Origin of the sequence: Rubripirellula lacrimiformis (assembly GCF_007741535.1) — a bacterium.
Taxonomy (GTDB): Bacteria; Planctomycetota; Planctomycetia; order Pirellulales; family Pirellulaceae; genus Rubripirellula; species Rubripirellula lacrimiformis.
Map to the genome: position 1 here is coordinate 239,335 of NZ_CP036525.1, position 12,039 is coordinate 251,373.

Consider the following 12,039-nt stretch of genomic DNA (forward strand, 5'->3'; position numbering starts at 1 on the left):
GACCCGCCAGCGCTCAATCGCCCGTGATGACACCCAAATCCGCTGATTTCGTGCCGTCGCCGTGACCGTTGCCGATCACGGCGATTCAGGTTTTGCCCCTTGCCGGTGCTGGACTAGCTTTGTGTCCAATACTTGAACGCACGCATGGTCTGGCGGGCTGCTTCGTGCGGGTCGGGGTAGGGGAACGCTTCGGCGCACAGATATCCGTCGTATCCGATCTGGCGTAAGGCTGTGATGATTGGCCCGTATTGCATGTGCCCCAGTCCAACCGGACGGCGGTTGCTGTCGACAAAGTGGATGTGACCGACCCATTTTCCACCGGCGATCAATGCGTCGGCGATGCTGGTTTCTTCGATATTCATGTGGAACAGGTCGCACAGCAATCGAACATTGTCGGTCGAAAGCGATTCCAACATCGATACACCATCAGCGACGGTACAACACTGACGCGTTTCGTATCGGTTCAGCGGTTCGTAGATCAGCGGTACGTTGTACTGGGCTGCATGCGATCCGCCGTCTTCCAACGCTTCGCACAAATAGCCTCGTGCGGTATCTGCGTCGCCGGTATGACCGCTGGGGCCTTGCATGGACCCGATGATCGCTGCGGCACCAAATTGACCGGCACAGTCGATGATCGTTCGCACAAACTTACGAGCTTCTTCACGACGACCAGCATCGGGGTCGGCCAATTGCAATTTGTGTTTGACCCAACCGGCACCGGTTCCCAAGGCCGCCAATTTCAAGCCAGCCTTGTCCAGCATCTTTCCCAAGGCGTCCGCGTCGATGACTTCGACACCGGGCGCGAAGATTTCGACGGCGTCGTAACCCAGTTCGGCCGCAAAGTCGATGGACTTTTCAAGACCGTCCCAAAGGACAAACGGGCCACCGCGAGCTTCTTCGACAAGACTGATGGTGATGCAGGATTTCATGTTGCTTCTTTACCGGTAAGCCGTCCAACGCAACTGCGCAGCACGGCGGGAAGATCAAAGGATGTTAGTGGTCCGACGCGTCGATCTCTTCCTGCGCAGGCCACGGTTGACGTTTACGCGTCATTGTTTTCGGGGCGGCCTTCGACGTAGACCCAGTTGTGAATCGGCTTCAAGATTTCCTTGACTTCGGCCACCAACTTCTCGTCCATCGGTTCGGCTAACCAATCGCACCACTGCGACACTCGATCAGGGTTCGCCGATCCTGTCACGCAGCTGGCAAAGGACGGATTGGCGCAGGAATACTGCAGTGCCAGTTTGGCGATGTCGGTTCCCGCGGCTTTGCAGTGGGCGGCTGCTTGGGCGGCAACTTCGCGGACTTCCGGCGTTGCTTTGTGCCACTCTGGAAGCGGTGCGCTGGTCAACAGACGAGCCGAGAATGGGGCGGCATTGATCAGGCCTACGTTCTTGGCTTTGCAGGGTTCGACCAACGACAACGCCATGTCGTTCTGAAGCGTGTAATGGTTGTAGGTCAGCACGACGTCGATGTCGGTGCGCTCGATCATCTCGGTGAAGATCTTCATCGGATAGCCGCTGACGCCGATGTAACGGACCTTTCCCTTGGCAACCTGTTCACGCAGTGCCGGCAGCGTTTCATCGACAATTTGGTTCAGGTCGACAAATTCGATGTCGTGACAGAACACCATGTCGATGTGATCGATCCGCATCCGTTCCAAGGACATGTCGATGCTTTCGGCCACGCGGCGCGCCGAAAAGTCAAAGTGGGCTGGGGCGAATCGGCCCAGCTTGGTGCTCAGCACGTAGGAATCTCGCGGGATCTCGGGCAGCACCCGCCCCAACATCAACTCGCTCATCCCCCGACCGTAATAGGCCGCGGTGTCGATGTAGTTCATGCCGCGATCCAACGCTACATGAACGGCCTTCAAGGCGTCGCCGAGATCGATCTGTCGAAACTCGGCACCGATCGACGAGGCTCCGAATCCCAAGACGGGCAATTCTAGATCTGTGCCGGCAAGTGGACGTTTTTCCATGGTTTCTGATCTGATCGAAAAGAGGCGAGTTCTGGCAATGGCGATCACGGAAGTGTGAAGGTCAGCTTAGCAAATGCCAGGTCGGTTGTCGGGGGATCTACATCCCCGCGGATTTCACAGGCAGATCCACAGGTCAGACCACAGACTCTCTATCGCTAGTTACCGACCCGGCCGGGATGGTTACCGACGGTCCACAAAAAAAGCCAAGCTGGAACAGGTTCCAGCTTGGCGTGATGTCGGATCCGAAGATGGCCGCAGGGTCGGCCCTTGGCCCTAGGCGCCCAATTCGATATCGATTTTCGCTTCGTCGGCTGCTTCACGCAGCTTCGTCAACGCACGGGCTTCCAATTGGCGGATGCGTTCCTTGGTAACGCCCATTTCTGCGCCGACTTCTTTTAGCGTCAACGGTTCGCTGCCGCGGCCCAGTCCGAAGCGAGCGGTGATGATCTTCTGTTCGCGTTCGTCGAGTCGGTTCAGGATCTTCGACAGTTCGCGTTGCCGCGTCTTCTGAACGGTTTCTTCGGCATAGGGATCCACCCGTTCGTCCTGACGCGACACGAACAATTCTTCGGTCGTCGTGCGGAATCGATCGCGATGCTTGAATTCGCTTGGAATGGTGCGAGCGAAGTTTTTCATGATCGCCCATGACGCATAGGTGCTGAACTTGTTGCCCCGCGAGTAATCAAATTTCTCGACGGCTCGGATCAACGACATGTTGCCGTCCGACACCAACCCAAAGAAATCATCCGTGCTGGCCACGTGCCGCTTGGCAATCGAAACCACCAAACGCAAGTTGCTTTGCACAATCTTGTTCTTCACCAACACTGCGGCTTCGTACAGATCGTTGATCTCGTCCATGATCGCCGTCTTGTTGCTGTCAGCCGAATCCAGGCTATCACGCAACCGACTGGCTTTGTGCTTGTAATAGTTCATCTGGCGGAACAAGTGGTATTCCTGTTCGCGTGTCAGCAGTGCGACGTCGTACAAGGCTGCCAGATAACTGGGCAAACCAGTAGGAACGCGAACCTTCCGCGGTGCCGTCGCTGGCTCGGGCAGCGGACCAAGGTATTCGGCTTCACGCGATGCATCGTCAAAGTCTTCGTTGAAGATGTAATCGAGTGGCAGTTCGGCGATCTGATCCAACCGCATGTCCAGCAAAATTCGTTGGATGCTGGTGCGGGCACGGTTGAAACGTTTGCACAAGTGTGGCACCGAAGCACCATGGGTATACAGCTTGAAAATCGCTCGCTTGTCGTCTTCGGTTAGTACGCCGCGGTGATTCGGGAAAATCGCCAACGACTGGTGATCGGCGTCAAAGTTCTTCAGGGTGTAACGGATCGTTTCGGGGCTGCGGCCCATTTGGGAGGCCAACTGTCGGGTCACTTCGGACAAACTTGCGCCGCCTTCGACCATCTGTCGAGCACGCTCGATCATCTCGCTTTTTTCGTCCTCGGACAGCTGGCTGAAACGCTCGCCACGACGAATCTTGTCCCGGTTGCTGGCGACAAATCGTTCCACACTGCTGTGCAGAAAACCGACTCGCTTGCGTCCACCGAACAACAATCGACGGCTGACCAAACCAGCGTCACGCCAACGGCTGATCGTCTTGGTGGAAACACGAAACATCTTGCTCAGTTCATCCACGGTATGAACTGGTTCAGCGACCTCGCCCACTTCGACGTCGGCGGAATCACTGAGGTCTTCGATCAACAAGCGAAGATCGTGCTTCAGGTCGGCTTCGGCAACGCTGTGGCGGCTCGCCTTTTCGGGGCGATAATTGGTGATCCGGAAACAGAGATAATCAAATGCGTATGAACGATCGGCTTCGATCTCGCCGTATAGTTTTTCAGTAAGCGAGGCCTGTTCCAACTTCTTTGCCTTCGGGGCAAAGCGAGTCAGTTGGTCTCGAAGTTCCTTGATCTTTGCGTCGCGATAGTCTTCGTGCATCGCCATCTCTCCCAGTGCTGGTTTGCGGTCGATTCCGTTTCCCTGCGACCCCGGCGGATCGCTCGACTGCTTGCCAAATGTTTGCCCGGGTATCGCTCAATCCGTAAAGCGATTTGTTTCAGGGGTGTGATAAACGAATCGGATATTGGCGTGACACGTCTGGTCACCCCCGTTACCAGAGCCTGGTAACCACCGATTTTGCCTTCTCACGCATGAGCGACTCCTTGTCGCCCACTCCATTGTCCACTACGCGTCAATCATTCCGCGTAGTTATTAACCAAGACCCGCCAGAAATCCACAAAGTTCACGGAAATTGTCGGTGTAAATCGTCGCATCGGTGTCATCGTCGATGACTTTGATGCCAGATTTACGCTCATCCGAATCCGTGAAAACCTCCCAGATGCCCAACTGACCAGCGGAGGGTAGAGGGAATTCCGCGCCAAACCCAGAAAAATCTCGGTTTTTTTGCTGCGGTAGAACCGTAAGTCTCGTCCGCCAAACAGTTTAAGTGTCGTTTTCCTGTTTGGGGGTGCCCGGCTGGCTTGCTGGAATTGACGGCACCGCTTGTAACATTTTCGCGCGATTGAAAATTTAGACTGGTCCAATCCGGCGCTCACCGGCCCATCCAAGACGAATGGGCCGAAGAATAGGGGGAATGGGTAGGATGGTTTGCGTCCGGCCACCCGGATCGCTGCGTGCCAGCGGGAGACTCGGAGTGGTTAACCTGGGGCTTCATCGAAAATCGGCTTTCAGGGCTGCCCCCACCGGAATTCCTGTCGGGGGCGCTGGTCCGCTTGCGTGTCCATGGATTTCAACGTCCCGGTCGCCTGGATCAGTACGAACCTGGACCCACACGCCCCCGAGTCGAATTGCGATGAATCGCTCGTTGATAGAACACCGCTTGGAAGTCTGACAATGCATCCGAAGTTGACGATGAAATCTGATCCAACACCAGCCGCAATCCACCAGGGCGTCGGGTCCCGTCTGGCAACCACGCCGGACGCCATCGGGGCGACGTGGATTCCAACCCGGTCGTCTTTGTGGTCGATGGGGATAACCCTGGTCGTCGGGCTGATGGTATTGGGTGGCGATCGGACCGCTGGCTTTGCCGCAGAGAAACCCAACGTGGTTGTTTTTCTGGTGGACGACCTGGGGTACATGGACATCGGCGCCAACAACGCTGACTGTTTTTACGAAACGCCCAACATTGATTCGTTGGCTGATTCGGCGATGCGTTTCACAGACGGCTATGCGGCCAACCCGGTCTGTTCGCCGACTCGCTATAGCTTGATGACCGGAAAGTATCCCAGCCGCGTCGACGCAACCAATTTCTTCTCCGGTGCACGTAGTGGTCGTTTTCGGCCGGCACCCCTGAACGATCAAATGCCGTTGGACGAAATCACGATCGCCCAGGCGATGCGTTCCGGCGGCTACGCGACCTTCTTTGCCGGCAAGTGGCATCTGGGCAGCAGTGAAGAATACTATCCCCAGCATCGTGGTTTTGATGTCAACATTGGCGGATACCATCGTGGCGGTCCCTACACTGGTAAGAGGTATTTTGCACCGTTCGAAAACCCGCAGATAGAAGTTGAGAGTCCAGCCGGCGACCATCTTCCCGATCGGTTAGCACGCGAAACCGCGAAGTTCATCGCTGATCACAAGGACCAGCCCTTTTTTGCTTACCTGTCGTTCTACTCGGTACACACTCCGCTGATGGGGCGTCCGGATCTGGTCGGAAAGTACAAGGCCAAGGCCGCTGCGATCAACGGGATCGAATTTGCGGACGAAGAACAAGTGCTGGGGGATCAGCCCCGGAAAGTTCGAATCCTTCAGAAACATGCGGTCTATGCGGCGATGGTCGAAGCCATGGACGAAGCGGTCGGAAAGGTGTTGAAGCAATTGGATGATTCCGGTGTGGCTGACAACACGATCGTCATCTTCACCTCGGACAACGGTGGTCTTTCGACCAGCGAAGGATCGCCCACCAGCAACCTGCCGTTTCGCGGTGGCAAAGGTTGGGTCTACGAAGGAGGGATCCGCGAACCTTGGATCGTCCGCTATCCGGGAATCACCAAGGCCGGTTCGATCAGCAGCGAACCGATCTGTTCGATCGACCTGTTTCCGACCGTCGCTGCCGCCGCAGGCGTTGCCCCGGATCATGAAATCGATGGAGTCAATTTGTTGCCCGCTTTGAAAGGCGAGCCGTTGGAACCACGACCGTTGTTCTGGCACTACCCGCATTACAGCAACCAAGGTGGAATCCCGGGCGGTGCCATTCGGGAGGGCGACTACAAGTTGGTCGAACGATACGAAGACGGCCGAGTCCATCTTTACAATCTGAACAGGGATGCGGGTGAACAAACCGACCTCGCCAAGCAGCAACCGCAGCGAGTCGATCAGATGCGCCAGCGTCTGCACGCGTGGTACAAAACCGTCGACGCCAAATTTCTGCAACCCAAAGACGGCGGCCCCGATCCTTGGCGACCATAGTTGCTTGGCGACCATAGTTGCTTGGCGACCATAGTTGCTTGGTGACCCGAGTTCTCAGTTGACCATCGCCCTTCACGCCCCCAATCCATCGCCACCGTTCGCTGCCCGGCGATGCATCCAAAACTGCAACAGTACCAATGATCCGCTAGCCGTGACGCCTCGGACAAGTCTGCCAAATGCTGCGGCAAACAGGTTGGCGAGGTCATGTCCCGAACTGTTTGCACCATTTGTTTTGTTTTCGCTCAAGTTGATCTCAAGGCAAAAGGTTATCCGGGGTAGCCCCAAAACGAGGGCGTCGATCAGGGATTGCCGAAACGACGGGCCCCAGAGTGAAGCTCATTCAGGCTTCATCCCTGCCACTCCCTTTTTCGATCGCTACAACCGTTAGAACCCGGCAACCAGACGCCATTTCGATCATCACGACGATTCCGCCTAACACACTCGCGTGCCGAATCATCTTCGCCGCCGCGACGATCTTCTGGTTCGGTCCGATTCCTTGGGGCGAAGTGCTCTTAGCAAGCGGTGGGCGTGGGATTTTAAAGTCGCCGGAAGTTGACGGATCGATGCACTGAATGATCGTTGGACCAGTCCGGAGAGACGGTTGAGATACAGGTTCCCCGAATATTCGATTCAACCGATTTGGGAGAAAGGTCGATGGAACCTATACCGTCGTTTCATGACTCTCACTTCGCCCGGTCGCCGATGTCCGTCCAATCGAATCGAATCTCGACAGATCGCCGTCGTTTTCTTCTTGCTGCCTCGGCCTTGGCCGCTTCGACCATGGGAGCTGGGCCGCTTGGCTTGGAATCCGCTTGTGCGGCCGGTGATGCCGGACGGACGGTCATGTTGCGGCCCACCGGCCGACACGATCTGTATCGGGTGCGCGTCGAACTGGAAGTCGAAGGCAACGTCAACGTGCCTAAAAATCCGTTGGTGTCACGCAAGAGTGACATGCAGTTGCCGATCACCAGCACGGCGACGATGGATTACGAAGAACGTGTGTTGGGCGAAGACCCATCGTTGGTGGGTGCGGGGCGGATTCGCGCAGCCCAACGCTACTATCACGTTGCCAAAAGTGAAAGAACTCTGAATCGAACACAGAAAGACAGCCAGCTGCGTGATTCGGTTCGCGAAACGGTGGTTCGCCGGGATGTCATGCCCGAAGTGGTCTATGCGGTCGACGACTACTTTGACCGCGACGAACTGGAATTACTGCGGCTGCCAGCGTCCAGTCTGGGCATGGACGATCTATTGCCAACCACCGCGGTCTCGACGGGGTCGAAGTATTCGCCATCGTCGGACGCCATGTTGTCGGTATTGGGTTTGTCGTCGGTGGACGCGACCGAAGTGGTCGGCGAAGTCGTCGAGATCACGCCCGATCAGGCCAAGATCCAGTTCACTGGCAATGTGCATGGTTCGGTCGAAGGTGTACCGACCATGATCCGCACCGTCGGCAAACTGACCTTCGATCGGAAATTGGGAGCCAGCACTTGGTTGGCGATGGCCGTCCACGAGACTCGGGAGATCGGCAAGGCCGAGCCTGGGTTCGATGTATCGGCGACCATCAAAATGCTTCGCAAACCGCTGGACAAGCCGATCGCGCTGGCGGCCAAGGCGACCACTTCCGTCGCCAATGGCCCGATTCCCGAAGAACGTTTGTACGTGGATCTGAAGAGCAACGAATTGGGCCTGGGCGTCCTGATGGATCGCCGTTGGCGGATGATGACGGACGTTCCTGGGGCCGCGATGATGCGGATGATCGAAGACGATCGCAGCATCGCCCAGTGCGATTTCCGGCCCTTGGCGTCGCTGCCCGCCGGAACGCAGTGGACCTTGGAAGCGTTTCAGGAAGACATTCGAAAGACGTTGGGCGAACAGTTGGCCGATCTGGTTTCCGCCGAAGAACGGGCCAGCGAGACGGGCCTGCGAGTATTGCGGGTGACCGCGACCGGAGCCGTCGAAGGGGTCCCGATCCAGTGGATGTTGATGCATTTGTCGGACGATTCGGGCCGCCGAGTGTTGGCGACGTTCACGATGGAGGCCAAAAATTCGGCGACGTTTGCCGGTTCGGATCACCAGTTGGGGGCCTCGCTTCGGCTGCTGGAACGGCGTTCACCGAAGCCCGAAGCGGTGACGAAAAGCACGGCGGCCGACCGACCTACGCGAATTGCCCGGGCAAATCAGCGCGATTCCAATCAGGTCGAAGTACAATCAGCGAGTGACTTGAAATAAACACGGCTCGCCCGTTTCGGCTGGCGGTGGCTATTTGGCTTTCCCAACGGCCGTTTTCGGTAATTGAATTCGACGGTATCAAATGATGTTTCTTGGACGATTCGCCCTATTCGTTGTGATCTCAACGCTAGTGACGCATGGACTGACACCATTGGTGCTAGCCCAGGATGTTACGAAGAAAGATCCGTCGACGACCGAGGAAAGTCGCTTTGCGCCCGGCGTGTTGCGGGTCATTCCGCCGGCTCCGGAGCCCGAGGAGACGTTTGACGGGCCACAGACGCTGCAGTCCTTGCTGGACAGCCATCCCGAGATCCAGTTTGGCGGTGAATCGCACCCCAACAACGAACCGCACTTTGACCCGCGCAGCCGAACCTTGGTCGAAATGGCCAAGCAAGTCATCCTGCGTCGCGAGATCTATGCTTTCGAATTCGCTTTCAAGCCACTTCGCCAGATCTATCTGGATGTGCCTCGGCCGGACGGCCGGATGCAGCGAAAATTGGTCTGGTACATGGTTTATCGTGTCCGCTATCGAGGCGGCGATTTGCGGCCCGCTGCTGACACCGTGGGCGGTGTGCCGATCTACAAACGGGTCGAAGAGATTCACTATGATTCGCGGCGATTCTTTCCCATGTTGACGCTGCGTGACCAGGTCAGTGGCAAGAAGTACGTTGACCAGATTCTGCCCACCGCCGTCGATAAGATCAAAATTCGCGAACAGATCACCGCACCTTTGTACAACTCGGTCGAGATTTCGCGAGTGAAGGTTCCCTTCGTCGGCGACGATGCGGGCGACGGAATTTGGGGCGTCGCGACTTGGGAAGATGTCGATCCCAACCTGGACTTTGTGTCAGTCGAAGTCTTCGGTCTTACCAATGCGTTCCAGCAGGACGGCGAGGGTGCCGAGGCTCCTTATCGCCGCAAAGCCCTGCAATTGAACTTCTATCGTCCCGGGGACACGATGAACCAAATCGATGACAAGATCATCTTTGGTGTGCCAGCCTATGCGGACGAACAGCAACAGAAGTACATCCTGGACCAGTACGGTTTGGACGAACGGTTGGATTATCGCTGGGTCTTCCGATAGGTCGACCAGGCGGGAGACCACGCGGTTTGCAAGCTATGTTTGACGCTGCCCATGGCATGGTCGCACCTGAAATCCTCGGGTTGCACACCCCAGGTGGCGGTCGGCAATCGCAGGTTCGTCGCTGGCATCAGGAAGGGACGGCTACGAATTCGCGTCCCGTGTGGCTATGATGAAATGATGAAATGGCAACGGTTGGCCTTCTAAGGTCGGCCGTTTTCCCTTTGCCAATCATGCATTTCCCCCATCACCTGTCTTTCCATCAGGCCATCGCCAGTATGTTCGTCGATCGAGTCCAAATTGAGTTCCAGGCGGGCAAAGGCGGCGACGGCTGTTCCAGCATGCGTCGCGAAAAGTACGTCCCTCGCGGCGGCCCCGATGGTGGGGATGGCGGCAATGGTGCCAGCATCATTTTAGAAGCCCGCTTGGGCGTCAACAGCCTCGCAGCACTGTCGAATCGTCAGTTCATCCGCGGCAAGAACGGGGGTCCCGGCCAAGGGTCGATGTGTTACGGACGGGGGGCCAAAGACGCGACCTATTATGTTCCACCCGGAACCGCGGTGATCGATGCTGCCGGCGGGTTTGTGATCAAAGACCTGAAGGAACCCGGGGATTCGTTTGTCGTCGCTAGAGGCGGCAAGGGTGGACGCGGCAACGCACACTACAAAACAGCGACCGACCGAGCGCCGCGACAATGCGATGCCGGCGATGCGGGCGAAATTCGGAAAGTCATCTTAGAGCTTCGGTCGATTGCGGACGTCGGTTTGGTCGGCATGCCCAACGCAGGCAAAAGCACTTTGCTAAGCCGAGTCAGCAGTGCTCGCCCTGAAATTGCGGACTATCCCTTCACGACCAAGCATCCCAATTTGGGGATCGTTGATGTGGGCGAACGATCGTTCGTGCTAGCCGACATTCCCGGATTGATTGAAGGGGCCAGCGAAGGCATCGGGTTGGGGCACGAGTTTCTGCGCCACGTGGAACGGGCTGGATTGCTGGTCCACTTGGTCGAACCGTTTCCGATGGATGGAACGGACCCGATCGAAAACTATCAAGCGATTCGAGCCGAACTAGCCGAATATGATGCGTCGTTGGCCGAGCGTGATGAGATCGTCGTTGTCACCAAAAGTGAACTCGATGGCGCCGGCGAAGTTCGGGACGCGCTACATCAAGCCTCGGGCAACGAAGTCTTTTTAATCAGTGCGGTTGTGGGATCGGGCGTGACCGAATTGGTCGCCGAGATTCTAAGCCGGGTCGAAAAGCGTCGCACCGCGATGATCGCTGCTGGCGAAGAAGTCACGCTGCTGCGCGAATCCGACGTGCAACCGGTCACCGAAGGTCGCCCCCGACGTGTGCCGCCACACTTGGCCGGACCGACGTCCGAGATGGATCACGAACACCAAGCCAAGGACATCGATCTGTGAGGTTGACCGCTTGTACCGTCGCGGTTGACGTTGGGAATACCGCGGTCAAGCTGGCTGTCCGGCAGGGTGATTCGATTATCGACCACTGGATCGCGATCAGTTGTTCGGATTGGCATCAGCGCACCGTCGAATGGGTGCGCGACCGACTGGGGTGCAAAGACACGCACTGGCGAATCGGTAGCGTTCACCGCGGCGCGGCCCAGCGGTTGATGGAAACCGTCGACCGGACCGCACCGGATGCGAAGATTGATCTGGTGACCTTTCGTGACGTGCCGATGGAAGTCGCCGTGGATTCTCCCGAGCGTTTGGGGATCGACCGTCTGCTAGGCGCCTACGCGGCCTACCAGACCTGGGGACGATCCGCCGCAGCACCGATGGTGGTGGTCGATGCGGGATCCGCCGTGACCGTGGACTGGGTCGATGCCAAGGGTTGTTTCTGTGGCGGAGCGATTCTGCCAGGGTTGAGCTTGCAGTCGCGGGCTCTGGCCACGGGAACCGATGCGCTGCCAGATATCCAGTGGTCCGATCGGGCTCTGCAAGGCGACGTGCCGCTGCCGGCCAAGAATACAGCCGATGCGATCTATGCAGGTGTCCTGATCGGCGTCGCCTCGGCAATCGACGGGCTGACACGGCGATACATCGATGCTGCGGCGGGCCATTGGATGGCGACGGCCTCCAGCAAGATGGCCCCCGGCAAAATGGGTGCCAGCGCGATGGATGCAGTCGGCGGCAAAGAGGTAGCGGAATCGGTTCCGCAGCCGGACGCCGGATCGGTGCTATTGGTCCTGACCGGCGGCGACTCGGCCACGCTGTCGCCTTATGTACAATATCGTCATCACCAAAAATCAAATCTTGTTTGTCGCGGTCTATTAAACTTACCCCATCTGTAG

9 protein-coding genes are annotated in these 12,039 nt (G+C 57.3%); 5 read left to right on the forward strand and 4 right to left on the reverse strand.

Features of this window, described 5'->3' with window-relative positions; all coding sequences use genetic code 11:
* Positions 1 to 113: 113 nt before the first annotated feature.
* The 3 genes from K227x_RS00850 to K227x_RS00860 form a co-directional block, all read right to left on the reverse strand.
* A complete protein-coding gene (locus tag K227x_RS00850; RefSeq protein ID WP_145167622.1) occupies positions 114 to 929 on the reverse strand; it encodes a sugar phosphate isomerase/epimerase family protein in 816 nt (271 codons plus the stop codon).
* 113 nt (positions 930 to 1,042) lie between these two features.
* Positions 1,043 to 1,978, reverse strand: a complete 936-nt coding sequence (locus tag K227x_RS00855; RefSeq protein ID WP_145167624.1) for an aldo/keto reductase — start codon at positions 1,976 to 1,978, stop codon at positions 1,043 to 1,045.
* A gap of 273 nt (positions 1,979 to 2,251) precedes the next feature.
* Positions 2,252 to 3,925 (reverse strand): sigma-70 family RNA polymerase sigma factor, encoded by a 1,674-nt coding sequence (locus K227x_RS00860; protein ID WP_145167625.1) that lies wholly within the window; start codon positions 3,923 to 3,925, stop codon positions 2,252 to 2,254.
* Between the two features lie 1,074 nt (positions 3,926 to 4,999).
* On the opposite strand from K227x_RS00860, the gene K227x_RS00865 reads away from it, so the two are divergent.
* Entirely contained in the window at positions 5,000 to 6,415 is a 1,416-nt protein-coding gene (locus tag K227x_RS00865; RefSeq protein WP_145177016.1) for a sulfatase, read from the forward strand.
* 72 nt (positions 6,416 to 6,487) lie between these two features.
* Here K227x_RS00865 and K227x_RS30125 read toward each other — a convergent pair whose 3' ends face one another.
* A complete protein-coding gene (locus K227x_RS30125) occupies positions 6,488 to 6,661 on the reverse strand; it encodes a hypothetical protein (protein WP_218933668.1) in 174 nt (57 codons plus the stop codon).
* Between the two features lie 519 nt (positions 6,662 to 7,180).
* Between K227x_RS30125 and K227x_RS00870 the strand changes: the two genes are divergently transcribed.
* The 4 genes from K227x_RS00870 to K227x_RS00885 all read left to right on the forward strand — a co-directional run bounded on the left by K227x_RS00870 (position 7,181) and on the right by K227x_RS00885 (position 12,039).
* Positions 7,181 to 8,647, forward strand: coding sequence for a hypothetical protein (locus K227x_RS00870; RefSeq protein ID WP_218933669.1), 1,467 nt, complete (start codon positions 7,181 to 7,183; stop codon positions 8,645 to 8,647).
* Positions 8,648 to 8,729: 82 nt separating this feature from the next.
* The gene (locus K227x_RS00875; RefSeq protein ID WP_145167629.1) at positions 8,730 to 9,731 is read left to right on the forward strand and encodes a hypothetical protein; all 1,002 of its coding nucleotides are present in this window, start codon (positions 8,730 to 8,732) and stop codon (positions 9,729 to 9,731) included.
* A 275-nt stretch (positions 9,732 to 10,006) separates the two neighbouring features.
* The gene (gene obgE, locus K227x_RS00880; RefSeq protein ID WP_145177019.1) at positions 10,007 to 11,149 is read left to right on the forward strand and encodes a GTPase ObgE; all 1,143 of its coding nucleotides are present in this window, start codon (positions 10,007 to 10,009) and stop codon (positions 11,147 to 11,149) included.
* Between the two features lie 2 nt (positions 11,150 to 11,151).
* Positions 11,152 to 12,039, forward strand: a complete 888-nt coding sequence (locus tag K227x_RS00885; protein WP_218933670.1) for a type III pantothenate kinase — start codon at positions 11,152 to 11,154, stop codon at positions 12,037 to 12,039.